This is a genomic window from Streptomyces antibioticus (assembly GCF_002019855.1).
Classification (GTDB): Bacteria; Actinomycetota; Actinomycetes; order Streptomycetales; family Streptomycetaceae; genus Streptomyces; species Streptomyces antibioticus_B.
In genome coordinates, this window is record NZ_CM007717.1 from 947,509 (window position 1) to 972,922 (window position 25,414).

Here is a 25,414-nt window from a genome sequence, read left to right on the forward strand (position 1 = left end):
CGCGATGGACGCACGGCACGCGCACCGCACCCTGGAGGCCCTGGGACTGGCCGGTTCGCCCCGCGACCAGCCGCTGTCGTATCCCGGCGCCTGGCCCGCGGAGTCCGGGCTGCTCGACGGCGATCTGCTGCTCCCCCTCGACCGCCTCTCCCACCCCGGCCGTACGCCGGTCCTGGCCGTCGGCTCCAACGCCAGCCCGGCCCAACTGCGGTACAAACTGGCCGTGTCGGGCGTGCGCTCGGCCGTCCCGATGGTGAAGTCCCGGGTCACCGGTGTCGAAGTCGGCGTCTCCGCGCACGTGAGCCTCCTGGGGTACCTGTCCGCCTCTCCCGTCGAAGCCCCGGGCAGGGAGCGGGAGTTGTTCGTCATCTGGCTGGACGACGCCCAACTCGCCGTCGTGGACGCCACGGAGCCGAACTACGACCGGGTCGCGCTGTCCGCCCCGCGGTTCCGGGTCGAGCTGGAGAACGGCGAGACGCTCCCCGAGGTGTTCTCGTACGTGAATCGCCATGGCGTCCTGCACGACGGCACCGGAACGCCGCGCACCCATCCTGGCCAGCGGGCGCTGATCACCGAACTCCTCGCGGGCTCACCGGCGTTGCGGATCCTGTTCGGGGTGACCCCGGAGGAGTTCGTGGCCCGCGCGCGGGCCGACGTGGGGCTCTGCGACCGGGGCACGCGCCTGTTCGCGGAGGAGAAGATGGTGACGCGTTCCGGTCTCGAGGATCTGCGGTGCGGTTAGGATCCGGGTACGGCATCGCGTGTCGGTCACCGTCCGGGTGAGGCATGGAGGTGCCCGTGAGTTTGCCTTACGGAGGCATTCCACACATGTCCGTCGAACTGAATCACACCATCGTCCACTCCCGTGACAACCGGGAGTCCGCCGAGTTCCTGGCCGGTCTGCTGGGGCTCGAAGTCGGCACCGAGTGGGGCCCGTTCGTCCCCGTGGACACCGCGAACGGCGTCACCCTGGACTTCGCCACGGTCCCCGCGGAGTCGATCGTCACCCAGCACTACGCGTTCCTCGTCTCCGACGACGAGTTCGACGCCGCCTTCGAGCGGATCACCGAGGCCGGGATCACGTACTTCGCGGATCCGCAGGGCCGGCAGCCGGGCGAGATCAACCATCACCACGGCGGCCGGGGCCTGTACTTCCTGGACCCGGCCGGGCACGGGATGGAGATCATCACCCGCCCGTACACCTTCCCCGAGCGGTAACCCCGCCCAGGGACCGGCGCTCATCGCGCCGTAGCCGTCAGATCCCCTCGCCGGGGTGCCGTGTAGCCCTCCAGGGCCGTCCGGGTCAGCCCGGTCGCTTCGGTCACCTCGGCGAGGTCGAGGGCGCCGCAGTCCAGGCCGCGCAGCAGATGGCCGCTGAGCGCCTTGGCGGTGGCCGGTTCGTCCATCACGTCGCCGCCGGCCCGGTTCGCGTACCGGGCGAGGCGCTCGGCGGCCGCGGCGAAGCTCTCGCGGTAGAAGGCGTAGACAGCCGCGTAGCGGGTCGGGAGATGGCCGGGGTGCATGTCCCAGCCCTGGTAGTAGGCGCGGGCCAGGGCGCGCCGGGTGAGGCCGTAGTGCAGCCGCCAGGCGTCGTGGACCCGCTCGGTGGGGCCGACGGGCAGGACGTTCGTGGAACCGTCCGAGACGCGTACGCCGGTGCCGGCGGCGGCGACCTGCATGACCGCCTTGGCGTGGTCCGCGGCCGGGTGGTCGCTGGCCTGATAGGCGGCGGAGACGCCGAGGCAGGCGCTGTAGTCGAAGGTGCCGTAGTGCAGTCCGGTGGCCCGGCCCTCGGCTGCCTGGATCATCCGGGCGACGGTCGCGGTGCCGTCGGTGGCCAGGATGGCCTGGCTGGTCTCGATCTGGATCTCGAAGCCGAGCCGGCCGGCGTCCAGCCCGCGCGCCTTCTCGAAGGCTTCGAGGAGACGGACCATGGCGGTGACCTGCTCGGGGTAGGTCACCTTGGGCAGCGTCAGCAGCAGTCCGCCGGGCAGGCCGCCGTGCTCCAGCAGGCCGGTGAGGAAGATGTCGAGGGTACGGATGCCCCGGTCACGCACCGCGGCCTCCATGCACTTCATGCGGATGCCCGTGTACGGGGGCGCGGTGCCGCGCGCGTGCGCCTCGGCGACCAGCCGGGCCGCACGGGCGGCGGTCTCGTCCTCCTCGGCGTCCGGGCGGGGGCCGTAGCCGTCCTCGAAGTCGACGCGCAGGTCCTCCACGGGCTCGCGCTCCAGCTTGGCGCGCACGCGCGTGTACACGGGCTCGGCGAGGTCGTCGGAGAGGCCGAGGACGGCGGCGAAGGAGGCGGCATCGGGCGCGTGCTCGTCGAGCGCGGCGAGGGCCCGGTCGCCCCAGGAGCGGACCGTGTCGGCGGCCAGGACGTCACCGGGGACGTAGACGGTGTGCACGGGCTGACGGGTGCCAGGGTCGCCGGGGTAGCGGCGGGCGAGTTCGGCGTCGACGGGGGCGAGGGAGGCGCCGATCTCCTCGCCGACGGCGTCCGCGAGGCTCGTCGTGACCTTCTCCTGCCGGCTCTGGCCCTGACCCATGCCGCGCCCTCCCGTTCCGCCCGTTCCCGCACCCGGAATCAACAATTTGTTGAACACGTTGCCCGAAGCTTGCCGTGGACCGTCCGGCGGGTCAACACCCCCTGTCCGGGCCGTGACCCGTGACGACCGCCGTGATCGTTGTGATCACTCCCGCACCCCGTGCCCCTTCCGCACGGCCGTGCCCACCTCCATCCTGGCTCACGAGGCGAAGGGGGACACATGACCGGCAGCGCGGGGCCGACGCGACGGACGGGGCTGAGGACGCTGGTGGCGGGCCTGGCCGCCGTACCGCTGCTCGGCACGGCCGCGGCGTCCCAGCCCCGCCACGAGGGCCTCGCGCCGCGCAGGACACCGCCGCGGGCGGCACCGCTCAGGGTCATGACCTTCAACCTCAGGGTGCCCGCCGTCAGCGACCCCTGGCCGGTCCGCCGTCCCGTCATGCGCACCCTGCTGCGCCGGGCGGCGCCGCACGTCATCGGCACCCAGGAGGGCCAGTTCACGCAGTTGCGGAACGTGTGGGGCGACCTCGGAGCGCACTACGACTGGATCGGCACGCCCGGCAGCGGCAACGAGGAGTCGACCGCCGTCTACTACGACGTCCGCCGCCTGGAACCCGTCGAGCACGACGTGTTCCGGCTTTCCGACACGCCGACCGTGCCCGGGTCCGAGACCTGGGGCGGCGCGTTCCCCCGGCTGGTCACCCGGGTCCGCTTCCGCGACCGGCTCGACGGGGGACGGGAGTTCCACGTCCTCAACACCCATCTGGACCATCGCAGCGCCTACGCACGCGCGCGTGCCGCCGCCCTGATCGCCGAGCGCGTCCGCGGCCTCGGCCCCGGTCTGCCGGTCCTGCTGACCGGCGACTTCAACGCCGCCGCGCACGCCAGTCCGGCCTACGACACGCTGCTGGCCTGCGGACTCGTGGACACCTGGGACACGGCTGCGCGGCGAGGGCCGGCGTACGGGACCTTCCACGGGTACCAGCCGCTGCGACCCGACGGGGACCGGATCGACTGGATCCTGGCGACACCGGGTGTCACCGTGCACCGGTCGTGGGTCGACACGTTCGCCGCGGCCGGGCAGTACCCGAGCGACCATCTGCCGGTGCTGGCGTCGCTGACCCTGCCCTGAGCCCGCACCGGGCCGGGCCGAGACGGAGCGAGGCCCCCGTGACCGGTGCGGTCACGGGGGCCTCGTACAGCCTGGCGGCGATCAGCCCTTGCGGGTCTTGATCTCCTCGGTGAGCTGCGGGACGACGTCGAACAGGTCGCCGACGACGCCGTAGTCGACCAGGTCGAAGATCGGGGCCTCGGCGTCCTTGTTGACGGCCACGATGGTCTTCGAGGTCTGCATGCCGGCGCGGTGCTGGATGGCGCCGGAGATGCCGTTGGCGATGTAGAGCTGCGGCGAGACGGACTTGCCGGTCTGGCCGACCTGGTTGGTGTGCGGGTACCAGCCCGCGTCCACCGCGGCGCGGGAGGCGCCGACGGCCGCGCCGAGGGAGTCGGCGAGGGCCTCGATGATCGCGAAGTTCTCCGCGCCGTTGACGCCACGGCCGCCGGAGACGACGATCGCGGCCTCGGTCAGCTCCGGGCGGCCGGTCGACTCACGGGCCGTGCGGCCGGTGACCTTGGTGCCGGTGGCCTGGGCGGAGAAGGTCACCGCGAGGGCCTCGACCGCACCGGCGGCCGGGGCGGCCTCGACCGCCGCGCTGTTGGGCTTGACGGTGATGACCGGAGTGCCGGTGGAGACCCGGGACTTGGTGGTGAAGGACGCGGCGAACACCGACTGGGTGGCCACCGGGCCCTCGTCGCCGGCCTCGAGGTCGACGGCGTCGGTGATGATGCCGGAGCCGATGCGCAGCGCCAGGCGGGCGGCGACCTCCTTGCCCTCCGCGGAGGACGGCACGAGGACGGCGGCCGGGGAGACGGCCTCGACGGCGGCCTGGAGCGCGTCCACCTTCGGTACGACGAGGTAGTCGGCGTACTCGGACGCGTCGTGGGTGAGGACCTTCACGGCGCCGTGCTCGGCGAGCGTGGCGGCGGTGTTCTCGGCACCGGCGCCGAGCGCGACGGCGACGGGCTCGCCGATGCGGCGGGCGAGGGTCAGCAGCTCGAGGGTCGGCTTGCGGACGGCACCGTCCACGTGGTCGACGTAGACGAGGACTTCAGCCATGGGATTGCTCTCCTGCGAAACGAAGTTGAGGGGCGGCGGTGGGCGTGTCGAGCCTTAGATGAACTTCTGGCTCGCGAGGTACTCGGCGAGCTGCTTGCCGCCCTCGCCCTCGTCCTTGACGATCGTGCCGGCGGTGCGGGCCGGGCGCTCGTTCGCGACGTCGACCGCGGTCCAGGAGCCCTCCAGGCCGACCTGCTCCGCCTCGATGTCGAGGTCGGACAGGTCCCAGGACTCCACCGGCTTCTTCTTGGCGGCCATGATGCCCTTGAAGGACGGGTAACGCGCCTCGCCCGACTGGTCGGTGACCGACACGACGGCCGGCAGGGCGGCCTCGAGCTGCTCGGAGGCGGCGTCGCCGTCCCGGCGGCCCTTGACCGTGCCGTCCTCGACGGAGACCTCGGACAGCAGGGTGACCTGCGGGACGCCCAGGCGCTCGGCCAGCAGGGCGGGGACCACACCGGCGGTGCCGTCGGTGGAGGCCATGCCGGAGATGACCAGGTCGTAGCCCGCCTTCTCGATGGCCTTGGCCAGCACCAGGGAGGTGCCGATGACGTCGGTGCCGTGCAGGTCGTCGTCCTCGACGTGGATCGCCTTGTCGGCGCCCATGGACAGCGCCTTGCGCAGGGCGTCCTTGGCGTCCTCGGGGCCCACCGTCAGAACGGTGATCTCCACGTCGTCGTCGGAGTTCTCGGAGATCTGCAACGCCTGCTCGACGGCGTATTCGTCGAGCTCGGAGAGCAGACCGTCCACGTCGTCCCGGTCGACGGTCAGGTCATCGGCGAAGTGCCGGTCGCCAGTGGCGTCGGGCACGTACTTCACAGTGACAACGATCCTCAAGCTCACGCCGGCTCTCCTACTGCATCGTCAGTTCTCGGCTGCCTTTCTCCAGGCAGCATAGGCGCCACAAGCGGCCGATCCCGATCGGGGCGACCCGCGCTCCGAACGAAATATTACTCGTCAGTACACCCAGTTCCTGCCCGCTAAGCAAGCGCTTTGAACTGTGACCTCTGCAACGCAGCGTAATCGGAACTCGACGTCCTCGCAGGCGCACGGGGCAGTGATCAATCCCGCAGCGCGGTGAACCGGCCTTGGTGGTAGAGCAGCGGACGGCCCGCGCCCGCCGGGTCGCCGAGGACGACTTCGGCCAGCACGATGCGGTGGTCACCGGCCGGGACCCGGGCCACGACCCGGCAGACCAGCCAGGCCAGGACGTCGTCGAGGACCGGCACGCCGTGCGGTCCCTCCCGCCACACGGTGGGGGCGCCGAAGCGGTCCGCCCCGCTGCGGGCGAACGTGGCGGCGAGGTCGCGCTGGTGCTCGCCGAGCAGGTGGACGCCCACATGCTCGGCGCGGGATATCGCGGGCCAACTGGAGGCGCCCGTGCCGATACCGAAGGAGAGCATCGGGGGTTCGGCGGAGACCGAGGTGAGGGAGGTGGCGGTGAAGCCGGCCGGTCCGCCCGCGCCGGACGCGGTGATCACGGCCACACCGGCCGCGTGCCGCCGGAAGACGGAGCGCAGGAGATCGGGGGAGGCGAGCTGAGCGGTGCGGAGATCGGGCGTGGCCGTCATGGAGTTGTCCTTCTGCGGGAAACGGGGTGCCGGTCCGTGGGTGCTCAACCGCCCGGACAGCGCGCGCTCGCGGTACGGGCCAGGTCGATGTGGACCCGTCCGTGGAGAAGGAGTTCCTCAGGCATACGGTCAGGCTGACGATAGATGGCGGGCGCAGTCAAGTACGTCCCGGAATCCGGGAGCATCGTCACCGTGCCCCGACGGGCCGTCACACCGCCTCGCCCAGCGCCGCGATGACGTCCGCCCTGCGGGGCTGGCCGGTGGCCCGCCGGACCACCCGGCCGCCGGCGTCCAGCACCAGGACGGTGGGGGTCTTGAGGATGTCCAGTTCGCGCACCAGGTCGAGGTGTTCCTCGGCGTCGATCTCGATGTGCGCGACGCCGGGGACCATCACGGCCACCTCGCCGAGGATCCGGCGGGTGGCGCGGCAGGGCGCGCAGAAGGCGCTGGAGAACTGCACGAGCGTGGCCCGCTCCCCCAGTTCGCCGCCGAGCCTCCCGGCGTCGAGCCGCTTTCCGTCGTCACGCCCGCGCACCCGGACCCTCCCGCTCCGCCACCGATGCAGCACTCCGAAGGCGCTCGCGGCGGCGAGCACCACCACACACACCACCAGTCCGGTCATCTACCGCTCCAGCGTTCATGAGACTGCAAAGATTCCCGACCCCAGGAATCGTTTCCGCTGCGGAATGCTTGATTCATGGACATCGATGCGAGAGGCCCCCGGTTCGGGGCCGCCGTGACGACCGTAGTGCTCGCGGTCGTCCTGGTCACGGGCAGTGCCTGGCTGCTGGCCTGGCAGACGCTGGCGTTCGCGCTCGGCGCGGCGGGCGGGGTGGGGCGCTCGCCGTACGGCTGGGTGTTCCGCAGGGCGGTACGGCCGCGGCTCGGGCCGCCGACGGTCTTCGAGGCGCCGGAGCCGCCGCGGTTCGCACAGGCGGTGGGGCTCGCCTTCGCGGTGGTCGGTCTGGTCGGGTTCGTGCTGGGACCGGAGTGGCTGGGGCTCGCCGCGACCGGGGCGGCGCTCGCGGCCGCCTTCCTCAATGCCGCGTTCGGGTACTGCCTGGGCTGCGAGTTGTACCTGCTCGTACGCCGGGTGACGGTACGCGCGGAGTAAAGGCGGCTTAAAAGCCCGAGGTGGATCAAGGGGGGTCACGTGACGAGGATCTCGTCGCCGCGGGGCACCAGGGCTGGCCCCCCGGCCGTTCTTCGGGCACGATCTGCGACATGCCGTAAACCTACGGCTGCGTAACTTTGCCCGAGGGGGTATTCCCTTGCGGGCAAGAGGAAGGGTTCGCCCCGCCCATGGCAGAGCTTGTCTACCGTCCCGTCGTCGGCCTCGCCCAGACCTTGTTCAAGGCCTGGGACCTCAAGATCGACTGCAAGGGGTCGGAGAACATCCCGCGCTCGGGTGGAGCCGTGCTGGTGAGCAATCACATCAGCTACCTCGACTTCATCTTCAACGGTCTCGCGGCCCTCCCGCAGAAACGTCTCGTTCGGTTCATGGCGAAGGAGTCCGTCTTCCGCCACCGCATCTCCGGTCCGCTGATGCGCGGGATGAAGCACATCCCGGTCGACCGCGAGCAGGGCGAGACCGCCTACCAGCACGCGCTGGACTCCCTGCGGTCCGGCGAGATCGTGGGCGTCTTCCCCGAGGCGACGATCTCGCAGTCCTTCACGCTGAAGAGCTTCAAGTCGGGCGCGGCCCGCATGGCCCAGGAGGCGGGCGTCCCGCTGATCCCGATGGCCGTGTGGGGCACGCAGCGGCTGTGGACCAAGGGCCACCCGCGCAACTTCAAGCGCAGCCACACCCCGATCACCATCCGGGTCGGCGAGGCGTTGGAAGCGTCCCGCGACAAGTACGCGGGCGCGCTGACCCGCCAGCTCCGCGAACGCGTCCAGGAACTCCTGGAGGCCGCCCAGCGCGCCTACCCGGTCCGCCCCAAGGACGCCACCGACACCTGGTGGATGCCGGCCCACCTCGGCGGCACGGCCCCGACCCCGGAACAGGTACGGGCGGCGGAGGCACGCTGAGGTTGTTTGCAGGGGGCGCGCCCTGACGGCGTGAGGCTCCCCCGGCCGGGCGGGCAGGACGGCGACCGGGCCGGCCGACGCCACCGGCGGCTCGATGCCGTGCCGCCCGGCGAGGCCCATGGCAGGCCGCACGCCCCGGCGCGGGGTGCGTCGGGGCGGGGCGCGTCGGGGCGACACGTCCCCCGACGCCTCCGTCGGTGACTGTCTGCATGAGGGCAACCTCGGCCGACAGCGTCGCCGGACCGGCCCGCCGCCCGAAAGGCCGGGCGCCACCGACGGCCTCCGGCCACGTGAGCGACACGGGGCCGAACCCGGTCGGGTACGCGCGGCCCAGGCCCGCCCCCGCTGACGAACCTGCCATCCGGCGGACCTGGCGGTGTGGGCACAGGCTCCCTTTTTTCCGGCGAGAGCCGGGAGAGCGCGCACCGTACGCCCCTTGCCGAGGACAGTGGCCAACAGACCGCTCCTCTCCATCTGCGCCAGGACGCGACCCGGAGCGAGCTGACGCGAAACGGCGCGCCACCGGCGCAGGGCGCCGCGCACTGCCGTCGATGGTGCCCCCGGCCCGCACGAGAGCCGCGGAGGCACACAGCGCCTCCACCTCCGCACCGGGGTCCACCGGCCGGCTGATCGGCGTGCCACCGGTACCCGCCCGGCCGCGGCCCACCGACGACCGCCGTGCGGCGAGCCCGGGGCAGGGTGCCGCCGCGACCGGACAGCCCGGGCTCCCGCGCCGGTGCGCCGCTTCCGGCAGTGCCTTGCCGCCACGGGCCGTCGGACGACGTGGGTGCCACAGCACCGGCCCCCGTCGCGTGCGCGCGGCCGACGGGTCCCAGGAAGAGGTGCCGCGCCGAGCGGCGGGCCACAGGACAGGGTGCGCGGACACCACGTCCCCGTCATGGAGCGCGGCAGGCAGAACGGCTCACGCGCCGCCGGCCGCGTGACGGAGGCCCGTTGTCCACCCCGGCCCCCGGCCCCCGCCGGCCGCCAAGGTCACGTCAGTGCCGTCGGCAGGTTGCTCCACAACTGATCTCGATCGGAAGCCGACTTGAGGGCGTTCAGGATCGTCGGGGGTGGGGTCGCGTAGAGGACCGGGTCGTCCTCTTCGCCCGCGTCCGGGTCTGGTACGAAGGCCAGTTGTTCGCCCGTCAGGGAGAACTGGGCGTTCACGCCGGGCTTGTTGCCTCGGGGGTCCTGGCGGTGCCAGGCGCCGTTGAAGCGGACGGCGATCAGGCCGTGGAGGACGTCGAAGCGCTGGTAGCAGAGCGCCGTGGGGATGTCCTCGGCCCGCAGCAGCGCGGCCAGCGCGTGGGCCTTGGCGTAGCAGATGCCCGTGGCCTGCTCCAGGACGTCGGAGGCCCGCCAGGTCACGCGCGGATCGCCGGCGTCCTGGGAATGGGGGATGACGTCGCGGACGTACTCGAAGGCGAGCCGTGCATAGGCATACGAGTCGGCGGCGTTCGAGGCGAGGCGGGCGGCCGTGGCGCGGACGACCGGGTGGTGATGGTCTATGACCTCGTCAGCGGCCAGGTAGGCGGACAGGTCGGGGTTCTGCTGGATCAGCTCCATGGGCTCAGAGCATAGGAATGCGATCACCCGATAGTCAATGAATTTCCGGGTGATCGCATATCTATGCAGAGGCGGAGGGCCCGCTAGCGCGCCATCTCCTCCTTCAGCGCCGCGACGAACAGGTCCACGTCCTCCTCGGTCGTGTCGTACGCGCACATCCAGCGCACGTCACCCGCCGCCTCGTCCCAGAAGTAGAAGCGGAACCGCTTCTGGAGCCGCAGGCTCACCTCGTGCGGCAGGCGGGCGAAGACGCCGTTCGCCTGCACCGGGTGGAGGATCTCCACGCCGTGCACCGCGCGGGCGCCCTCGGCGAGCCGCTGGGCCATCTCGTTGGCGTGCCGGGCGTTGCGCAGCCACAGGTCCTTGGCGAGCAGCGCCTCCAACTGCACGGAGACGAACCGCATCTTGGAGGCGAGCTGCATGGACAGCTTGCGCAGATGCTTCATCCGCCGTACCGCGTCCTGGTTGATGACGACGACCGCCTCGCCGAACAGGGCGCCGTTCTTCGTGCCGCCCAGCGAGAGGATGTCGACGCCGACCGCGTTGGTGAACGTCCGCATCGGGACGTTCAGCGAGGCCGCCGCGTTGGCTATCCGGGAGCCGTCGAGATGGACCTTCAGACCGTGCGCGTGCGCGTGGTCGCAGATCGCGCGGATCTCGTCGGGCGTGTAGAGGGTGCCCAGCTCGGTGCTCTGGGTGATCGACACGACCTGCGGCATCGCCCGGTGCTCGTCGTCGAAGCCCCACGCCTGCCGGTCGATCAGCTCGGGCGTGAGCTTGCCGTCCGGGGTCGGCACGGTGAGCAGCTTCAGCCCGCCCATGCGCTCGGGCGCGCCGCCCTCGTCCACGTTGATGTGGGCGCTCTCGGCGCAGATCACCGCGCCCCAGCGGTCGGTGACCGCCTGGAGCGCGACGACATTGGCGCCGGTGCCGTTGAAGACCGGGAACGCCTCCGCCGTGGGGCCGAAGTGGCTGCGGATGATCCCCTGGAGATGCTCGGTGTAGTCGTCCTCGCCGTACGCCACCTGATGGCCGCCGTTGGCCAGGGCCAGGGCGGCCATCACCTCCGGGTGGGCCCCGGCGTAGTTGTCGCTGGCGAAACCGCGGACCTGCGGGTCGTGGTGGCGACGCGCGTCGGTCTTCGGAGGATTCACGGCTTCTCGGTGAGCCACAGACGCTGTCCGTTCACTTCGGATGCGGGCTTGTCCCAGACACCGGTGATGGCCTCGGCCAGGTCCTTGACGTCCGTGAAGCCCGCGAACTTCGCGTTGGGCCGGTCGGCGCGCATCGCCTCGTGCACCAACGCCTTCACCACCAGGATCGCAGCCGCGGAGGTCGGCCCCTCGGCGCCCCCGGCCTTGCGGAAGGCGTCGGCGAGCGCGAGGGTCCACGCCTCGGCGGCGGCCTTGGCGGCGGCGTACGCGGCGTTGCCCGCGCTGGGATTGGTGGCACCGGCGGCGCTGATCAGCACGTACCGGCCGCGGTCGCTGCGCTGGAGGGCCTCGAAGAAGGCGAGCGACGTGTGCTGCACGGTCTTGACGAGCAGCAGCTCAAGGAAGTCCCAGTCGTCCAGGCTGGTCTTGATGAACGTCTCGCTGCCCCGCCAGCCGCCGACGAGATGGACGACGCCGTCGACCCGGCCGTACTCCTTCTCGACGCGGTGCGCCCAGTCCCGGGTGGAGTCCAGGTCGAGCAGGTCGACCGGTTCGCCGGTGACGGTGGCGCCGCCGGCGCCGTAGCGGGCCGCGTCGACGGCCTCCGCCAGGCGCTCGGGGTCGTTGTCCGCGCCGACGACGGTGGCGCCCGCCTCGGCGAGCCTGAGCAGTGCCGCCCGGCCGGCGGGTCCGCCCGCGCCGGCCACCGCGATCACCGCACCGTTGAGAGCCCCGTTCCCCATCCTTGCCTCCTGCTGAGCGGTGTTCGTACGGTCGCTCACGCGGCGACCCGGTCGGCGCTGTCCGCCGTGATGCCCTTCGTGGAGGCGATCACGTTCTTGAGCTTCTTGGACAGGGCCTCATAGAACATGCTCAGCGGAAACTCGTCCGGAAGCACGTCATCGACGAGTTTGCGCGGCGGCAGGGACAGGTCGAGGGCGTCGGGACCCTTGGCCCACTTGGAGCCCGGGTGCGGGGAGAGGTAGGTGGAGACCAGCTCGTAGCCGGCGAACCAGTGGACGAGCTTCGGGCGGTCGATGCCGTCGCGGTAGAGCGTCTCGATCTCGGCGCAGAGCTGGTTGGTGACCTGCGGGGCGCGCTGCCAGTCGATGAACAGCTTGTTGTCGGTCCAGCGGACGACGTCGTGCTTGTGCAGGTAGGCGAAGAGGAGCTGGCCGCCGAGACCGTCGTAGTTGCGCACACGCTCGCCGGTGAGCGGGAAGCGGAACATGCGGTCGAAGAGGACCGCGTACTGGACGTCACGGGCCTGCGGGACGCCGTCGGCCTCCAGCTTCACGGCCTCCTTGAAGGCGGTGAGGTCGCAGCGCAGCTCCTCCAGGCCGTACATCCAGAACGGCTGGCGCTGCTTGATCATGAAGGGGTCGAACGGCAGGTCGCCGTGGCTGTGAGTGCGGTCGTGGACCATGTCCCACAGGACGAACGCCTCCTCGCAGCGCTTCTGGTCGTGGACCATGGCGGCGATGTCCTCGGGGAGCTGCATGCCCAGGATGCCGACGGCGGCGTCGGTGACCCGGCGGAAGCGGGCGGCTTCGCGGTCGCAGAAGATGCCACCCCAGGAGAAACGTTCCGGCGCCTCGCGGACGGCGATGGTCTCCGGGAAGAGCACGGCGGAGTTGGTGTCGTACCCGGCCGTGAAGTCCTCGAAAGTGATCCCGCAGAACAGCGGGTTGTCGTAGCGGGTGCGCTCCAGCTCGGCGAGCCACTCCGGCCACACCATGCGCAGCACGACGGCCTCGAGGTTGCGGTCGGGGTTGCCGTTCTGCGTGTACATCGGGAAGACGACCAGGTGCTGAAGGCCGTCACGGCGGTCGGCGGCGGGCTGGAAGGCCAGCAGCGAGTCCAGGAAGTCCGGCACCTCGAAGCCGCCCTCGGCCCAGGTGCGCAGGTCCGCGACCAGGGCGCGGTGGTAGGCGTCGTCGTGCGGGAGCAGCGGGGACAGCTCCTCGACGGCCTCGATCACCGCACGGACGGCCTTCTCGGCGTCCGCGCGCTCGGGCGCGCCGTCAGCCGTGAAGTCGATCGACCCGTCCTTGGACTGCCAGGGGCGGATCCGCTCCACGGCATCCTTGAGCACGGGCCAGGCCGGGTGCTCCACCACCCTGGTCACCGGAGGAACGCTGTCCCCCATAGCCGCCTGCACAAGAATTTCCGTCATGTCCCATCCTCCACGGGAGAACCTCACGTATGGAGACCGTATACATACGGGGTTTCCTTCAGCAAGTGGAGGTCCGGGAAATTATCCTGCACGCCCGCAACTTCACCGCACTTTTTCCTGTTGGACATCGCAGGAGCGAGCGCTTCCGCTACCGGCTGCCCAGGGCGCGGCGACCTACACGTGTCCATGACCAACCGGTGGCCGTTAGGCTGCGAGCTTCTCCCCCCACCGTCGACGACGGAAGCGAGTCCCGTCTTGAAGTTCCTCACCATCGGTCACCGCGGAGTCATGGGTGTCGAGCCCGAGAACACCCTGCGATCCTTCGTCGCCGCCGAGCGGGCCGGCCTCGACGCGATCGAACTCGATCTGCATGTGAGCAGAGACGGCGCACTGGTGGTCATGCACGATCCGGATGTCGATCGGACGACCGATGGGAGCGGTACCATCGCGGATCTCACGCTCGCGGAACTGCGCGCGCTGGACGCGGGGCGCGGCGAGCGGGTGCCGGTCTTCGAGGAGGTCCTGGACGCGGTGACGCTGCCGCTCCAGGCCGAGATCAAGGACATCCAGGCGGCGCGGGTGCTCGCCGAGGTGATCAGGGAACGGGATCTGGCGGACCGGGTCGAGGTGTCCTCCTTCCACGACGCGGCCGTCACCGAGATGTCCCGCCTGGTGCCCGGCATCCGCACGGCCCTGATCGGCAGCCGCTACGGCCTCGACATCGTGGACCGCGCCGTCGATGCGGGCGCGGCCACGGTCTGCCTGAACCTCCGCCGCCTCACCCTGGAGATCGTCGAGGAGGCCCGCAAGCGGGACCTGCGGATCATCGCGTGGGTGGTGAACACACAGGAACAACTCCGCCTGGTCCACACACTGGAGCTGGACGGGGTGACGACGGACTATCCGGGGCTGGGCGGGCGGCCCTGACGACGGTGGTGCCTGCCGCCCGCCCGGCCGCCGGACGCGGGTGGCGGCGCGGCTACACCAGCGGCTTGACCAACAGCTCGAAGCGGAGGTCCGTGCGCTGGGGGATGCCGAAGCGGTCGTCGCCGTAGGGGAAGGGGCTGGTGCGGCCCGTGCGGTGGTAGCCGCGGCGTTCGTACCAGGCGATGAGGTCCTCGCGTACGTCGATCACCGTCATGTGCATCTCGGCGACGCCCCAGGTCGCGCGGGCCTGCCGTTCGGCCTCCGCGATGACGACCTTGCCGAGGCCCGCGCCCTGGAGGGTGGGGCTGACGGCGAACATGCCGAAGTAGGCGTGGTCGCCGCGGTGTTCGAGCTGGCAGCAGGCGACGGTCCGGCCGTCCCGCTCGACGACCAGCAGACGGCTGTCGGGCGACTTGATGACCTCCAGGACGCCCTCGGGGTCGGTGCGCTGGCCCTCCAGGATGTCCGCCTCCGTGGTCCAGCCGGCCCGGCTGCTGTCCCCCCGGTACGCCGACTCCACGAGCGCGACCAGGACGTCCACATCGGCGTCGGTGGCATCGCGGAAGGTGAGTCCGGACACGGCGGTGGCGGCGGTCTCCATGGAGTGGCTCTCCGATTCTCGGGCGCGGCTCGGGCACGGACGAGCGTAACTCCCCTCCCGGCCCGCCCTAAGCTCGGGACGCATGGTGCATGTACTGAGCAGCAGGACCCTGCTCCGCCCCACCGACCCCGAGCGTTCCCGGCGTTTCTACGGTGAGCAGCTCGGCCTGGCCGTGTACCGCGAGTTCGGTACGGGCCCGGATCGCGGGGTCGTCTACTTCCTCGGCGGCGGCTTCCTGGAGGTCTCGGGGCGTTCGCAGGCCCCGGCGGACGCCGGTCCCGCCGTACGGCTGTGGCTCCAGGTCGCGGACGTCACCGCGGCCCACGAGGAACTGCGGGCGGCCGGGGTCACCGTCGTGCGGCCGCCGGTGAAGGAGCCGTGGGGGCTGGTCGAGATGTGGATCGAGGATCCGGACGGCATCCCGATCGTGCTGGTGGAGGTGCCGGCGGACCATCCGATCCGGTACCGGCCGGGAATCTGACGCGGTCACGCCGAGGATGCCGCCGGGCGGGGCGGGGCATAGCGTGCTGAAAGGGGGTTCTTTCTCCGGAGCACCAGACGCTGGACCGGAAGGAACGCCATGAAGCTCGACGCGCCCGTGCCCGGCCGGCCCTGCTGGGTGGAGCTGGGAACCCCCGATCTGGACGCGGCGAAGCGGTTCTACACGGAGCTGTTCGGCTGGCGCCCGGAACGTGATCCACGGCAGAAGGCCGGCGGCTACACCGTGGCGCACCTGGGCGAGGAGGCCGTCGCCGCGCTGGCCCCGCTGTACCAGGAGAGCCAGCCGTGCGCCTGGAACGTCTCCTTCGCGGTGTCGGACGCCGACGTGAGCGCCCGGCTGCTGACCGAGGCCGGCGGCACCGTCCTGGTGGGCCCGATGGACGTGTTCGACCTGGGCCGTTTCGTCGTCGCCCTCGATCCGGGCGGCGCCGCGTTCCAGCTCTGGCAGGCGGTCTCCTTCCCCGGCGCCGGGCTGTTCGACGAACCGGGCTCGCTGGGCTGGGTGGAGCTGCTGACCCGCGATCCGGCACCGGCGGAGTCGTTCTACTCGACGGTGTTCGGCTGGACCGTCCGCTCCTCGGAGGACTACGTGCACTGGGGCGTCGGCGGCGTGGACTTCGGCGGCATGGTCAGGATGGACGAGAAGTACCCCCCGGAGGTCCCGCCGCACTGGCTGCCGTACTTCGTGGTGGCCGAACTGGACACCTCCGTACCGACCGCCCTGGACGCGGGCGCGGCGGCGCTCACGGAGCCCACGAAGGCGGCGGACGGCCCCCGGTTCGCGGTGCTGCGCGATCCGCAGGGGGCGGTCTTCGGCCTGTACGAACCGTGCGAGGAGGACGGGGAGAACGGGAAGAACGGCGCGGGCGGGTAGCCGGTCCCGTTCGCTCGCGCCAACGGGCCCCTCAGGGCTGCCTCGTCCGCAGATGCCCCTCCAGGCGGCTCAGCAACTCCCCCAGCAGATCGGCGAGTTCGTTCTGCCGGTCGTCGTCCAAGGGAGAAAGTACGGCGCCCTCGTAGGCCAGTTGCTCGGGCATGACGGCGTCGACCAGGTCCCGGCCCGCGTCCGTGAGCCGGAGGTGGGAGACGCGCCGGTCGCGGGTGTCGCCGCGGCGCTCCACCAGCCCGCGTTCGGTGAGCACCTTGAGGCGTTTGGTGACCGCGGCCCCGGAGGAGAAGGTCTCGCGGGCCAGTTCCCCGGGGGTCAGTTCGTGTCCGGTGCGCATGAGCGCGCCCAGCAGGTCGAACTCGGGCCGGCTCAGCCCCGCCCGCCGCAGCGGCGCCGACTCGGCCTGTTGCAGCAGGGCGGCGCAGCGGTTCACCCGCCCGACGATCTCCATGGGCCCGGTGTCCAGCTCGGGCCGGACGGCCCGCCACTGCCCTACGACACCGGCGACCGTGTCGCTCCGGCCGGCTGAGCCTCCTCCGGCTCCCCGGGGTTCCGCGGCGAGGTCGCCGTTCGTCTCGTCTCCGGCCGCCGGTCGTCCCTGCGTCGCCGTCATCGCCGTACGTCCTCCGCTCGCGCGTGGGTGTAGGCCAGGTGGAGTCCCTGGCGTCGTACCGTCGCCGCGAGCGTACGGTGTGCCGACTGCTCGGCCGTCACCACCCGCTCCTCGGGGAGTGCGCGCTGCCACCATTCACCGGCGGCGGCCTCGGCGGTGGCGCGCAGGTCGACCAGGGCGGCGGCGAGGCCGCGGCGGGCCTGTTCCAGCGCGGCGGGGGCGGGGTGCGGTGCCGCCAGGAGGCGCGCCGCCCGGTCCCGGGCCTCCTCGACGGCCGTCAGGGCGTGTCCGAGACGGTCCCCGGCGCGGCGGTTGGTGACGGCGATCGCGGCGACGAAACCGACCGCCGCGCCCACCAGGGTGTCCACGACCCGTTCCGTGATCAGCCGGCCCGAGTCCTGGTACTGGGCGAACTCCGTGATGAGCAGTGCCATCGGGGTCACGCAGACGCTGCCGAGCCAGTAGTTGCGGCTGATCAACGCCTCCGCGCCGAAGTTCAGCGCGAGGCAGACCAGCACGAGCGCCACCTGGTGGACACGGGTGAGCGGGACGAGCGCCGCGAAGACGAGGACGCCCGCGAGGTTGCCGACGACCCGCTGGACGGCGCGGTTCCAGGTGAGGGTGACGTTCGCCTGGTAGAGGGAGGCGGCGGTGACCAGGGCCCAGTACGGGCGGCCGACGCCCAGCGCGAGGGAGGCGTACCCGGCGAGGGCGCAGCCGAGGGCGGTGCGTACGGCGATGGGGGCGAGCGGGCCGAGACGGCGCCGGAGCGGGGCCCCGCCGACGGCCCGTTCGGCTTCGGCGCCGGTCAGCTCGTCGTCGTCCAGGTGATCGTCGGGACGCGGGAGCGGAGCGGTGCCGCGCAGGTCGCGGGCCCAGGCGCGGAGCCGGGCGGGGTCGCTGTCGGCGGGCGCGGCGAGCGCGACCTCGGCACGGATCAGGAGCCGTTCGAGGGCACGGCGCGTGGTGTCGCCGTGGGCCGACATCACCGTCTGCCAGGCGGCGTGGACGGCGGCGGCCGCGGAGGTGCGGGAGTGGGAGTGGGTGTGTGAGTCCGAGCGGGTCTGCTCGGCGTGCGCCGCCGCCAGGGTGAGCGCGTGGGCGGTGGCGCGGCGCTCCGGGCCGTGCGGCCGCAGCAGGCCCGGCGCCATGCAGACGAGCCAGGCCCAGGCGCCCGCGCCGAGGGCGAGCGCCACATGGCCGGGGACCTGCCCGAGGGTCTGCGGCAGGAAGAGCGAGGCGGAGCTGATGAAGGCGAGGATGACATTGGCCGGCGGGCCGAGCCGGGTCGCGTCGCACAGCACCTTCTGCGCCGCCGCCAGCAGCGCGCCGACGGTGACGAGGACGACGGCGCTGTCGGTGAGGGAGGCCGCGACCAGCGCGACGGCCAGACCGCCGACCATGCCGAGCACCACCCAGGCGAGGACCCGGGCGCGCGCCTCGTAGGGACGGTTATGGGCGTACAGGGCGCACAGGGACCCGGCCATCGTGTACACCGCCAGGTCCAGCCGGCCGAGGGCCAGCAGGAGCAGGTTCGGCAGGGCGACGGCGACGACCACGCTGAGGGCCGGCTTGAACCAGATGTCGGAGGGACGATCGAGGCGCAGCACGTCGGCGAGGGGGAGGCGGGGTCGGGGCATGCTTATCAATTTAGCATGTGTTTTACTCGTGAAACAACTGTGCGCTCCGTCGAATGCTCCCCGTGTACACCCTTGCGCTCGCGTGCGCGCCGCGTGGCGTGGGCATCGCATCCCTCGACGCGATGACGCGACGTGATGACGCGACGCCATGACGAGACGTCGTGATGTCGAGCGGGGAGGTGCGTGTGCACGGACCGGCTTCGCCCGGCTGGCTGCTGGTCGCGCTGTGTGCGGCGACCGGCGCCTACTGTCTGCTGCGGATGCGCAGCGCCGTCGAGGAACAGCGCCGGGCCGCGGGCGGGGAGGCGCTCATGGGGTTCGGCATGGCCGCGATGGCGATACCCGCCGCGGTGTTCACCCCGCCCGCGTGGGCCTGGCCGCTCTACGCGGGAGTGTTCGGCGCGGCGGCACTGCGGGCGCTGTGGGCGTCCCGCACCCGGCCGCACCATCTGCATCACCTGGTCGGCGCCTCCGCCATGGTCTACATGGCCGCGGTGATGGCCGGCTCCCCCGCGCCGGCTTCCGGCCACGCCCATGGGCACGCCGGTGCCGGGGTCCCGCTGCTGACCGGTGTGCTGCTGCTGTACTTCACCGGATACGTCCTGGTGGCGGGCGCGCGCCTGCTGCCCGTGCACGTGCCGGTGGCGGTCCCCGCGGGGACCGTCGGGTCCGGGGCCGGGTCCGGGTCCGGGTCCGGCGTCGCGTGGGGCGACCGGCCCGAGCTGGCACGGGCGTGCCGGCTGTCCATGGGCATCGGGATGCTGGCGATGCTGCTGACCATGTGACCCGTCGACGGCTCAGGCACGACACGCGTCGCAGGCGCTCAACTCCCCTCCCCGTGGCGGCAGTCGGCACCGCACCGGCGTGGTCTGCGTCACTTTGCCGGGACAACGCGTACCCCTGAGCGGCGCGCCGCTCATAGGGTTCTGCCCATGATGGTCCCCGCGGTCCTGCTGTTGCTCGGAGCCCTGACCGCCGTGGCCGCGCCCCGGCTGATAGCCCGGGCCGACTGGCCGGACCGCGAACCGGTGGTGGCCCTGTGGGCGTGGCAGTGCGTGGTGGTCGCCGTCCTGCTGTGCTGCGCCCTGTCGATGACGCTCAGCGCGGCGGCGGCCTGGCAGGCGGTGCGGGGCCATGTCTTCGCACCGGCTCCGCAGGCGGTGGTGGAGGCGTACGGGCTGGGCCCGACCGGCCCCTGGGCGGCGGCGACCGCGGTGGCGCTGGCGTGCGGTGGGCTGTGGAGCGGGGCGATGCTGGTCAGGGAGATCGTACGGGCCAGAGTCCGGCGCCGGTCGCGGCAGGCCGAACTGCTGGTGCGGGCGCCGCTGTTGCCGGGCGAGGAGGCGACGGGCGGGCGGCTGGTGGTCCTGGAGGGCAAGCGTCCCGACGCCTGGTGGCTGCCGGGTGCGGCACCTCGACTGGTCGTCACCACAGCCGCGTTGCGCCGCCTGAAAGGGCGTCAACTGGACGCCGTACTGGCGCACGAGCAGGGGCACGCGCAGGCGCGGCACGACTGGCTGCTGCACTCCTCGTCCGCGCTGGCCACGGGGTTTCCGCAGGTCCCGGTGTTCGCCGCGTTCCAGGACGAGATGCACCGGCTGGTGGAGCTGGCCGCGGACGACGTGGCGTCGCGCCGCTTCGGCCGGCTCACGACCGCGCTGGCGCTGGTCGAACTCAACGAGGAGCGGGGGGTGTTCGGCCCCGCACCCACCCCGCAGGCGAACGTCCCCCAGCGGGTGAACCGGCTGCTCACCCCGCCGGACCGGCTGTCTGCCGCCCGGCGGCTGCGCCTGACGGCGGCGGCGTCGCTGGTGCCGGTGATCCCGGTGCTGGTGACCCTGGTACCGGGTCTGCGGGCCCTGGGCTGAGCGCACACCGGTCGGACCCCGCGCGGTGACGGCGACCGGCTCAAACGTCACAGGTTGGCCTGTACCCCCACAAGTCGGGGAGGATCACACCATGCCCAACCTGTCTGTCGACTCCCCCCACCGTCCCCCCGCCCTGCGCACGGCACTCACCGTCTCCGGTCTCCTGGGCCTGTGTTCGCTGCTGCTGCTCGTCCTGGTGGGGGCCGAGTGGCGCCCGCTGCTCTCCGCCGACGAGGACATCTCGCGCACCACCCACCGCTGGGCGGTCGCCGACCCGGGGTTCACCCAGGTGTGCCGCGTCCTGACGGACTGGGTCTGGGATCCGCTGACCATGCGGCTGCTGGCAGCGGCGGTGGCCGTCTGGCTGATGTGGCGGTACGCGGACTGGTGGACGGCGGCGTGGCTGGTCGTGACGTTGACGGTGGGGACCCTCGTCCAGCAGGGGCTGAAGGCCTCCGTCGGCCGGGAACGCCCGGTCTGGCCCGATCCCGTCGACTCCGCGCAGTACGCGGCCTACCCTTCGGGCCATGCCCTGACCGCCACGCTGGTGTGCGGCGTCCTGCTGTGGCTGCTGCACCGCCACGGCGTCGGCCCCGCAGTGTGGCGTACGGCGGTGGCGGCGGCCGCCGTCTCGGTGGTGGGCGTCGGCCTGACCCGCATCTGGCTGGGCGTCCACTGGCCCACGGACGTCCTCGGCGGCTGGCTCCTGGGCGCCTTCCTGACCACGTCGGCGATCGCCGCGCATCTGCGGTGGCGACCATGAACACCCGGGGTGCGCCCCGCCGGTACGGCGGGCTGGACGGGCTGCCGCGACTGGCACCCCGCCGCAGCGAACACGTGGCCTGCGCCGACGGCGGTGACGTCCTCGGGGCGGGGGAAATCTCGCTCCGGCGCGGGCCGCAGGGTTGGGAGGTGCAGGAGATCAGCAACCAGTCGACGGGGTACTGCCCGGATCCCGACTGCTGGCCCGCCGTGGCCGCCGCCCTGGACCGGGCCGACGTCGGCCGGCCCGACCGGTTCACGCAGGGATCCAACCCACGTCGCCAGGAACCCGCCCCAGGTCGGTAGCCCCAGGCCACCATCAGGGAAAAAGCGCGCCCACTCTGGGCGATCCCCCGCGTCGCCCAGAGCAGGCGGCAGCCCGGACCGATTCCGTTCGGAGCCGTCCGGGTTGCGTTGAGTATAGTTGGCTGGCAGCCAGTCAACGCAGGAGTTACAGGATGTCCCCGCGCAGCGCCTCGGTCAATGAAGAATTGCGACGGCGTTCCCGGGAGCGGCTGCTTCAGGCGGCCGTCGAGGCGGTGAGCGAGCACGGCTACGAGGCGACGACGCTCGGCGACATCGCGGACCGCGCGGGTTCGGCCCGCGGACTGGTGTCGTACTACTTCCCGGGCAAGCGCCAGCTCGTGCAGTCGGCCGTGCACCGGCTGATGCACCGCACGCTGGAAGAGGCCCTGGAGCGCGAGCCGCGCACGGAGGACGGCCGGGAGCGGATGGCACGGGCCATCGACGCGATCCTGGGCCTGGCCGGGAACCGCACGGTGCTGATGCGCCAGCACATGGCGGGGTTGCTCCAGGCCGAGGGGTTCGTGCGCTGCCCGGAACAGCAGCGGCTGGCCGAACTGCTGCGGGACACCCTGGCCCGGTACGGGTCACAGAACGTGGACGCCGACTACCCGATGCTGCGCTCGGTGCTGATGGGCGCCGTCTTCGCGATCGTGCTGCCCACCGTCGGCATGCCGGTCGCCGCGATGCGCGAGGAGCTGTTCGAGCGGTACGGGCTGGACCGGGAGCTGGGGGTCCCGCCGGACGCCGAGGCGCCCGGCGGGAGATGTGACACGGACCTGTCGCGGTTCTTCGCCACGGAGTCGACCGGGACGAAGCGCGAGGGTCAGTCGAAGTAGTCCGGCTGGGTCTGGACGTTCAGCTCGTCCAGGCGGATCCGCTTCGCCGGATCCGTGCGCCGGTCGCTGAGCTTCAGCACGTCGAAGCCCTTGGCGATGTCGTTCGAGTAGATGTAGCCGTTGTAGTAGTACGCCGACCAGGCTCCCCCGCCGACGAGCGTGGTGGTGGAGATCGGGCCGCGCTCGAAGTACGCGATCTCCTTCGGCTTCGAGGAGTTGGTGAAGTCCCAGACCGAGACGCCGCCCTGGTACCACGCCTGGACCATGAGGTCCTTGCCCTTGACCGGGATCAGCGAGCCGTTGTGGGCCACGCAGTTCTCGGTGTCCGCCTGGTGACGCGGGATCTTGAAGTAGCTGCGGAAGACGAGCTTGCGCTTGTCGCCCTTGCCGACGATGTCGTAGATGCCGTCCGCGCCGCGGTCCGGGCCGATCTCCGCGTTGCAGGTGGCCGCGCCGCCGCCGCCCAGCTCGTCGGTGAAGACGACCTTGTCGGCCTTCTGGTTGAAGGTCGCCGAGTGCCAGAACGCGAAGTTGACGTTGTCCTGGACCTGGTCGATGACCTTCGGGTTCTCCGGGTCCTTGATGGAGAACAGGATGCCGTCACCCATGCAGGCACCGGCCGCCAGGTCCTTGTCCGGCAGGACGGTGATGTCGTGGCAGCCGGTGGTCTTGGACACGCCCGGGTTGGTGGGCGAGCCCGGGTTGCCGCCGCCGTCGGGGCCCTCGCCCGGGAAGAGGACGGGGAAGCTCACGACCGCCGCCCGCTCGGGCGCCTTGCGCGGCACCTTGATGACGGAGATGCCGTCGTGCGGGGGCTGGCAGTCCGGGTAGGTGGCGCTGGGCGAGTACGAGGAGACGTACACGTAGACGTTCTTGCGCTCGGGCACCAGGGTGTGGGTGTGCGAACCGCAGGCGGTCTCGACGGCGGCGACGTACTTCGGGTTGCGCTTGTCGCTGATGTCGAAGACCTTCATGCCCTCCCAGGAGGACTTCTCCGTCGCGGGCTGCGTGGTGCTGTTGCAACTGCTGTCGCTGCGCGAGGAGTCGGTGGAGAGGAAGAGCAGATCGCCGGAGACCGAGATGTCGTTCTGCGAGCCCGGGCAGAGCACCTGGGCGACGGTCTTCGGCGCCTTCGGCTTGCTGATGTCGAAGATGCGGAAGCCGTCGTAGTTGCCGGCGAAGGCGTACTTGCCCTGGAACGCCAGGTCCGAATTGGTGCCCGGCAAGGCGTCCTTGGGGATGTTGACGAGGTGCTCGATGTTGTCGGAGTGGACGATCTCGTCCTGCCCGGGTATCTCGCCGGAGGCTATCGCCTCGGCGGCCTCGGCCTGAGCACTGCGGGAGATCCCTTGCTCCGCGGCCGGTGCGTCCCCGGGGTCGGGGGTCGCGGCGGCCGGTACCGCGGTGAGCAGTGCGGCCAGAAGTCCGGTACAGGCGGCTACGACACCCATGCGTCTGCGCCGCGTTCGGGGATCGTTCAACAGGGTCACTGCATCCTCCCTAGTTGCCGTTCGTGGGGGAACGGTTCACGGTGCTCCGAAGTATCGTCTTCATCATGCACAGATCAAAGGTCGGCAACGCATTCGTCATGAATGATTTTGATCAGTAGGGCAAAGATCCCCGAGTGGACGGTCCCGTTCCCCAATTCCCTTGTCACTGGAGGTCGTTGTGCTCAACCGCCGGGTAGCCCTGGTCACCGCGGTCGCGTCGCTCGTCCTGGCGCTGGCCGCCTGCGACTCGGACACGGAGGCCAAGTCGGGTGCGGCGGACGGCCCTTCGGTGATCGCTCCGGGCCTGCCGGGCGAGGCGAACAGCACCCTCTCGGCCGAGGAGGCGGCGGACCGGCGCGCCGAGGACGACACCCCGAACTCGGCCGACGTGGCCTATGCCCGCAAGATGATCGAGCACCACGCCCAGGCGCTGGAGATGACCCGGCTCGTCCCGGACCGGGCCCGGTCGGGGGACGTGAAGCGCCTCGCCCTGCGCATCTCCGCCTCGCAGCAGCCGGAGATCGAGACCATGCGGGGCTGGCTGAAGACCCACGGCAAGTCGGAGACCGCCGACACCCACACCCATGACACGATGCCCGGCATGGCCACCGCGGCGCAGCTCGAGAAGCTGCGCGCGGCGGACGGCAAGGCGTTCGACGACCTCTTCCTGACCCTGATGATCGCCCATCACGAGGGCGCGATCACCATGGCCACCGACGTCAAGGCACAGGGCAACAACCTGCTGATCGAGGAGATGGCGGACGACGTGGTGGCCCAGCAGACGAGCGAGATCAACCGGATGCGCCGGATGCTGTGACCCGCTCCGGCCACCGTCTCACCGTCGCGCGTGCCGCGGCGCCAGGTACCCGGCGTCCCGCGCCTGGGCGATCAGCCGCAGCGACCTGCGACGGCTGTGCCCGGTCGCGCACATCACCGCGAGGACGGGGTCGAAGCCGTCCTCCTGGGCGGCGCGGTACTCCTGCGCGACCAGCCACCGCCCCTGAGCCCCACGGGGCCACGCGGCCCGGGCCCGACGGGGTCCGGGGGGTCCGGGGGGTCCAGGCGGCTCGGAGCGCTCGGCGGGCACAGCGCTCACGGCGTCCTCGGCAGGGCCGACGGGTACGGGCTCCTCGGCCGGCACGGCGGGTTCGACGGCGGCGCCGAGACCGGCGATGCCACCGGGCTCGGGGGTGCCGCCGGGCTCAGGGGTGCCACCGGGCTCAGCCGGCAGGCCGCACCCGTCGACGGCGTCACCGGCGCCGTATCCCCCGCCCCCGCCGACTCCGCCGTACCCCTCGGGCCCGCCGGCCTCACCGGCCGCCGGAAGGGCCACCTGGGCTTCCACCGCCGCGGGCACACCCCCGCCGCACCACTCGAACAGCGGTCCCTCGATCCAGTCCGCCAGCTCCGTCAGGTCGATCAGGGAGAGGGCCGGCTGGGCGCGGACGTCCTCGATGGAGACGTGCCCGTCGGCGACGACGGCCAGCAGCTCGACCCGCGCGCCGTCCGGGAACTCCAGCCGCACATGGAACCAGGACGTGGCACCGGCACCCTCCCGCACCTCCCAGGCGGGCCGGACGGACACCGTGCCGTCCTCGGCGGACCGATCGGAAAGATTAAGAAACGATGCTTCTAGCACACACGCAACGTAACCGCATGATCACTTTCCATACGAACGGACACGCACGGGTCCCGCGGGCACAGCACCCTGTCAGCGGAGCGGCAACGGTGCGATGCTGAAGACACCAGCGATCAC

Annotated in this window: 28 protein-coding genes; 14 read left to right on the forward strand and 14 right to left on the reverse strand. The window is 71.7% G+C overall.

Annotated elements, in window-relative coordinates:
- The first annotated feature begins 4 nt into the window (after positions 1–4).
- Positions 5–742, forward strand: a complete 738-nt coding sequence (locus AFM16_RS04200) for a hypothetical protein (protein WP_078632466.1) — start codon at positions 5–7, stop codon at positions 740–742.
- A gap of 86 nt (positions 743–828) precedes the next feature.
- Positions 829–1,218: a VOC family protein gene (locus tag AFM16_RS04205; protein ID WP_030786993.1), complete on the forward strand. Its 390-nt coding sequence runs from the start codon at positions 829–831 to the stop codon at positions 1,216–1,218.
- 20 nt (positions 1,219–1,238) lie between these two features.
- Here the strand turns inward: AFM16_RS04205 and AFM16_RS04210 are convergent, their stop codons facing one another.
- Complete coding sequence (locus AFM16_RS04210) at positions 1,239–2,549, reverse strand: DUF6986 family protein (protein WP_078632468.1); 1,311 nt, start codon at positions 2,547–2,549, stop codon at positions 1,239–1,241.
- A gap of 219 nt (positions 2,550–2,768) precedes the next feature.
- Here AFM16_RS04210 and AFM16_RS04215 point away from each other — a divergent pair, with 219 nt between their 5' ends.
- Entirely contained in the window at positions 2,769–3,680 is a 912-nt protein-coding gene (locus tag AFM16_RS04215; protein WP_030786983.1) for an endonuclease/exonuclease/phosphatase family protein, read from the forward strand.
- A gap of 81 nt (positions 3,681–3,761) precedes the next feature.
- On the opposite strand, the gene AFM16_RS04220 is transcribed toward AFM16_RS04215, so the two are convergent.
- The 4 genes from AFM16_RS04220 to AFM16_RS04235 all read right to left on the reverse strand — a co-directional run bounded on the left by AFM16_RS04220 (position 3,762) and on the right by AFM16_RS04235 (position 6,917).
- The gene (locus AFM16_RS04220) at positions 3,762–4,724 is read right to left on the reverse strand and encodes an electron transfer flavoprotein subunit alpha/FixB family protein (RefSeq protein ID WP_030786980.1); all 963 of its coding nucleotides are present in this window, start codon (positions 4,722–4,724) and stop codon (positions 3,762–3,764) included.
- A 54-nt stretch (positions 4,725–4,778) separates the two neighbouring features.
- Positions 4,779–5,567: an electron transfer flavoprotein subunit beta/FixA family protein gene (locus tag AFM16_RS04225; RefSeq protein WP_030786977.1), complete on the reverse strand. Its 789-nt coding sequence runs from the start codon at positions 5,565–5,567 to the stop codon at positions 4,779–4,781.
- A 218-nt stretch (positions 5,568–5,785) separates the two neighbouring features.
- Positions 5,786–6,295 (reverse strand): flavin reductase family protein, encoded by a 510-nt coding sequence (locus AFM16_RS04230; RefSeq protein ID WP_030786975.1) that lies wholly within the window; start codon positions 6,293–6,295, stop codon positions 5,786–5,788.
- Positions 6,296–6,503: 208 nt separating this feature from the next.
- Positions 6,504–6,917, reverse strand: a complete 414-nt coding sequence (locus AFM16_RS04235) for a TlpA family protein disulfide reductase (RefSeq protein WP_078632470.1) — start codon at positions 6,915–6,917, stop codon at positions 6,504–6,506.
- A gap of 75 nt (positions 6,918–6,992) precedes the next feature.
- Between AFM16_RS04235 and AFM16_RS04240 the strand changes: the two genes are divergently transcribed.
- On the forward strand, positions 6,993–7,409 hold the full coding sequence (locus AFM16_RS04240; RefSeq protein WP_030786971.1) for a DUF4395 domain-containing protein: 417 nt from the start codon (positions 6,993–6,995) through the stop codon (positions 7,407–7,409).
- A gap of 188 nt (positions 7,410–7,597) precedes the next feature.
- On the forward strand, positions 7,598–8,326 hold the full coding sequence (locus tag AFM16_RS04245) for a lysophospholipid acyltransferase family protein (RefSeq protein ID WP_030786969.1): 729 nt from the start codon (positions 7,598–7,600) through the stop codon (positions 8,324–8,326).
- 993 nt (positions 8,327–9,319) lie between these two features.
- Here the strand turns inward: AFM16_RS04245 and AFM16_RS04250 are convergent.
- The 4 genes from AFM16_RS04250 to AFM16_RS04265 form a co-directional block, all read right to left on the reverse strand.
- Positions 9,320–9,895, reverse strand: a complete 576-nt coding sequence (locus tag AFM16_RS04250) for a transglutaminase domain-containing protein (RefSeq protein WP_030786967.1) — start codon at positions 9,893–9,895, stop codon at positions 9,320–9,322.
- An 83-nt stretch (positions 9,896–9,978) separates the two neighbouring features.
- On the reverse strand, positions 9,979–11,049 hold the full coding sequence (locus AFM16_RS04255) for a threonine aldolase family protein (protein WP_030786964.1): 1,071 nt from the start codon (positions 11,047–11,049) through the stop codon (positions 9,979–9,981).
- Positions 11,046–11,792: an SDR family NAD(P)-dependent oxidoreductase gene (locus tag AFM16_RS04260; RefSeq protein WP_030786961.1), complete on the reverse strand. Its 747-nt coding sequence runs from the start codon at positions 11,790–11,792 to the stop codon at positions 11,046–11,048. The genes AFM16_RS04255 and AFM16_RS04260 overlap by 4 nt, the downstream gene beginning before the upstream one ends.
- 35 nt (positions 11,793–11,827) lie before the next feature.
- Positions 11,828–13,225: a DUF6421 family protein gene (locus AFM16_RS04265; protein WP_030786950.1), complete on the reverse strand. Its 1,398-nt coding sequence runs from the start codon at positions 13,223–13,225 to the stop codon at positions 11,828–11,830.
- A gap of 255 nt (positions 13,226–13,480) precedes the next feature.
- Between AFM16_RS04265 and AFM16_RS04270 the strand changes: the two genes are divergently transcribed.
- A complete protein-coding gene (locus AFM16_RS04270; protein WP_030786947.1) occupies positions 13,481–14,152 on the forward strand; it encodes a glycerophosphodiester phosphodiesterase in 672 nt (223 codons plus the stop codon).
- 52 nt (positions 14,153–14,204) lie between these two features.
- Here AFM16_RS04270 and AFM16_RS04275 read toward each other — a convergent pair whose 3' ends face one another.
- On the reverse strand, positions 14,205–14,753 hold the full coding sequence (locus tag AFM16_RS04275; protein ID WP_030786944.1) for a GNAT family N-acetyltransferase: 549 nt from the start codon (positions 14,751–14,753) through the stop codon (positions 14,205–14,207).
- An 82-nt stretch (positions 14,754–14,835) separates the two neighbouring features.
- Here AFM16_RS04275 and AFM16_RS04280 point away from each other — a divergent pair, with 82 nt between their 5' ends.
- Together AFM16_RS04280 and AFM16_RS04285 are read left to right on the forward strand one after the other, a co-directional pair.
- Positions 14,836–15,234, forward strand: coding sequence for a VOC family protein (locus tag AFM16_RS04280; RefSeq protein WP_030786941.1), 399 nt, complete (start codon positions 14,836–14,838; stop codon positions 15,232–15,234).
- A 99-nt stretch (positions 15,235–15,333) separates the two neighbouring features.
- Positions 15,334–16,128 (forward strand): VOC family protein, encoded by a 795-nt coding sequence (locus AFM16_RS04285; protein WP_030786939.1) that lies wholly within the window; start codon positions 15,334–15,336, stop codon positions 16,126–16,128.
- Between the two features lie 31 nt (positions 16,129–16,159).
- On the opposite strand, the gene AFM16_RS04290 is transcribed toward AFM16_RS04285, so the two are convergent.
- Together AFM16_RS04290 and AFM16_RS04295 are read right to left on the reverse strand one after the other, a co-directional pair.
- Complete coding sequence (locus tag AFM16_RS04290) at positions 16,160–16,756, reverse strand: MarR family winged helix-turn-helix transcriptional regulator (protein WP_030786937.1); 597 nt, start codon at positions 16,754–16,756, stop codon at positions 16,160–16,162.
- A complete protein-coding gene (locus AFM16_RS04295; protein WP_078632472.1) occupies positions 16,753–18,396 on the reverse strand; it encodes an FUSC family protein in 1,644 nt (547 codons plus the stop codon). Before AFM16_RS04295 ends, AFM16_RS04290 begins: the two co-directional genes overlap by 4 nt.
- A gap of 185 nt (positions 18,397–18,581) precedes the next feature.
- Between AFM16_RS04295 and AFM16_RS04300 the strand changes: the two genes are divergently transcribed.
- The 5 genes from AFM16_RS04300 to AFM16_RS04320 all read left to right on the forward strand — a co-directional run bounded on the left by AFM16_RS04300 (position 18,582) and on the right by AFM16_RS04320 (position 22,168).
- Positions 18,582–19,181 (forward strand): DUF5134 domain-containing protein, encoded by a 600-nt coding sequence (locus AFM16_RS04300; protein WP_030786929.1) that lies wholly within the window; start codon positions 18,582–18,584, stop codon positions 19,179–19,181.
- Positions 19,182–19,328: 147 nt separating this feature from the next.
- On the forward strand, positions 19,329–20,264 hold the full coding sequence (locus AFM16_RS04305) for a M56 family metallopeptidase (RefSeq protein WP_030786927.1): 936 nt from the start codon (positions 19,329–19,331) through the stop codon (positions 20,262–20,264).
- A gap of 91 nt (positions 20,265–20,355) precedes the next feature.
- Positions 20,356–21,027, forward strand: coding sequence for a phosphatase PAP2 family protein (locus AFM16_RS04310; RefSeq protein ID WP_078632474.1), 672 nt, complete (start codon positions 20,356–20,358; stop codon positions 21,025–21,027).
- Positions 21,024–21,332: a hypothetical protein gene (locus tag AFM16_RS04315; RefSeq protein ID WP_078632476.1), complete on the forward strand. Its 309-nt coding sequence runs from the start codon at positions 21,024–21,026 to the stop codon at positions 21,330–21,332. Before AFM16_RS04310 ends, AFM16_RS04315 begins: the two co-directional genes overlap by 4 nt.
- 152 nt (positions 21,333–21,484) lie before the next feature.
- Positions 21,485–22,168, forward strand: coding sequence for a TetR/AcrR family transcriptional regulator (locus tag AFM16_RS04320; protein ID WP_030786923.1), 684 nt, complete (start codon positions 21,485–21,487; stop codon positions 22,166–22,168).
- Here AFM16_RS04320 and AFM16_RS04325 read toward each other — a convergent pair.
- Positions 22,156–23,619, reverse strand: coding sequence for an LVIVD repeat-containing protein (locus AFM16_RS04325; RefSeq protein WP_370628011.1), 1,464 nt, complete (start codon positions 23,617–23,619; stop codon positions 22,156–22,158). The two genes, AFM16_RS04320 and AFM16_RS04325, sit on opposite strands and share 13 nt — an antisense overlap.
- A 217-nt stretch (positions 23,620–23,836) precedes the next feature.
- Here AFM16_RS04325 and AFM16_RS04330 point away from each other — a divergent pair, with 217 nt between their 5' ends.
- Positions 23,837–24,475, forward strand: a complete 639-nt coding sequence (locus AFM16_RS04330; RefSeq protein ID WP_078632480.1) for a DUF305 domain-containing protein — start codon at positions 23,837–23,839, stop codon at positions 24,473–24,475.
- A gap of 18 nt (positions 24,476–24,493) precedes the next feature.
- Here the strand turns inward: AFM16_RS04330 and AFM16_RS04335 are convergent, their stop codons facing one another.
- Entirely contained in the window at positions 24,494–25,297 is an 804-nt protein-coding gene (locus tag AFM16_RS04335) for a DUF6214 family protein (protein WP_306293466.1), read from the reverse strand.
- Positions 25,298–25,414 lie beyond the last annotated feature (117 nt).

What these genes read in the sequence shown, in the direction of transcription:
- AFM16_RS04200 (WP_078632466.1), top strand. Translation starts at nt 5, where the DNA reads ATGGACGCACGGCACGCGCACCGCACCCTGGAGGCCCTGGGACTGGCC.
- AFM16_RS04285 (WP_030786939.1), top strand. Translation starts at nt 15,334, where the DNA reads ATGAAGCTCGACGCGCCCGTGCCCGGCCGGCCCTGCTGGGTGGAGCTG.
- AFM16_RS04265 (WP_030786950.1), bottom strand. Translation starts at nt 13,225, where the DNA reads ATGACGGAAATTCTTGTGCAGGCGGCTATGGGGGACAGCGTTCCTCCG.
- AFM16_RS04235 (WP_078632470.1), bottom strand. Translation starts at nt 6,917, where the DNA reads ATGACCGGACTGGTGGTGTGTGTGGTGGTGCTCGCCGCCGCGAGCGCC.
- AFM16_RS04305 (WP_030786927.1), top strand. Translation starts at nt 19,329, where the DNA reads ATGATGGTCCCCGCGGTCCTGCTGTTGCTCGGAGCCCTGACCGCCGTG.
- AFM16_RS04290 (WP_030786937.1), bottom strand. Translation starts at nt 16,756, where the DNA reads ATGACGGCGACGCAGGGACGACCGGCGGCCGGAGACGAGACGAACGGC.
- AFM16_RS04275 (WP_030786944.1), bottom strand. Translation starts at nt 14,753, where the DNA reads ATGGAGACCGCCGCCACCGCCGTGTCCGGACTCACCTTCCGCGATGCC.
- AFM16_RS04205 (WP_030786993.1), top strand. Translation starts at nt 829, where the DNA reads ATGTCCGTCGAACTGAATCACACCATCGTCCACTCCCGTGACAACCGG.
- AFM16_RS04310 (WP_078632474.1), top strand. Translation starts at nt 20,356, where the DNA reads ATGCCCAACCTGTCTGTCGACTCCCCCCACCGTCCCCCCGCCCTGCGC.
- AFM16_RS04220 (WP_030786980.1), bottom strand. Translation starts at nt 4,724, where the DNA reads ATGGCTGAAGTCCTCGTCTACGTCGACCACGTGGACGGTGCCGTCCGC.
- AFM16_RS04280 (WP_030786941.1), top strand. Translation starts at nt 14,836, where the DNA reads ATGGTGCATGTACTGAGCAGCAGGACCCTGCTCCGCCCCACCGACCCC.
- AFM16_RS04295 (WP_078632472.1), bottom strand. Translation starts at nt 18,396, where the DNA reads ATGCCCCGACCCCGCCTCCCCCTCGCCGACGTGCTGCGCCTCGATCGT.
- AFM16_RS04260 (WP_030786961.1), bottom strand. Translation starts at nt 11,792, where the DNA reads ATGGGGAACGGGGCTCTCAACGGTGCGGTGATCGCGGTGGCCGGCGCG.
- AFM16_RS04210 (WP_078632468.1), bottom strand. Translation starts at nt 2,549, where the DNA reads ATGGGTCAGGGCCAGAGCCGGCAGGAGAAGGTCACGACGAGCCTCGCG.
- AFM16_RS04315 (WP_078632476.1), top strand. Translation starts at nt 21,024, where the DNA reads ATGAACACCCGGGGTGCGCCCCGCCGGTACGGCGGGCTGGACGGGCTG.
- AFM16_RS04245 (WP_030786969.1), top strand. Translation starts at nt 7,598, where the DNA reads ATGGCAGAGCTTGTCTACCGTCCCGTCGTCGGCCTCGCCCAGACCTTG.
- AFM16_RS04250 (WP_030786967.1), bottom strand. Translation starts at nt 9,895, where the DNA reads ATGGAGCTGATCCAGCAGAACCCCGACCTGTCCGCCTACCTGGCCGCT.
- AFM16_RS04320 (WP_030786923.1), top strand. Translation starts at nt 21,485, where the DNA reads ATGTCCCCGCGCAGCGCCTCGGTCAATGAAGAATTGCGACGGCGTTCC.
- AFM16_RS04325 (WP_370628011.1), bottom strand. Translation starts at nt 23,619, where the DNA reads ATGGGTGTCGTAGCCGCCTGTACCGGACTTCTGGCCGCACTGCTCACC.
- AFM16_RS04240 (WP_030786971.1), top strand. Translation starts at nt 6,993, where the DNA reads ATGGACATCGATGCGAGAGGCCCCCGGTTCGGGGCCGCCGTGACGACC.
- AFM16_RS04215 (WP_030786983.1), top strand. Translation starts at nt 2,769, where the DNA reads ATGACCGGCAGCGCGGGGCCGACGCGACGGACGGGGCTGAGGACGCTG.
- AFM16_RS04230 (WP_030786975.1), bottom strand. Translation starts at nt 6,295, where the DNA reads ATGACGGCCACGCCCGATCTCCGCACCGCTCAGCTCGCCTCCCCCGAT.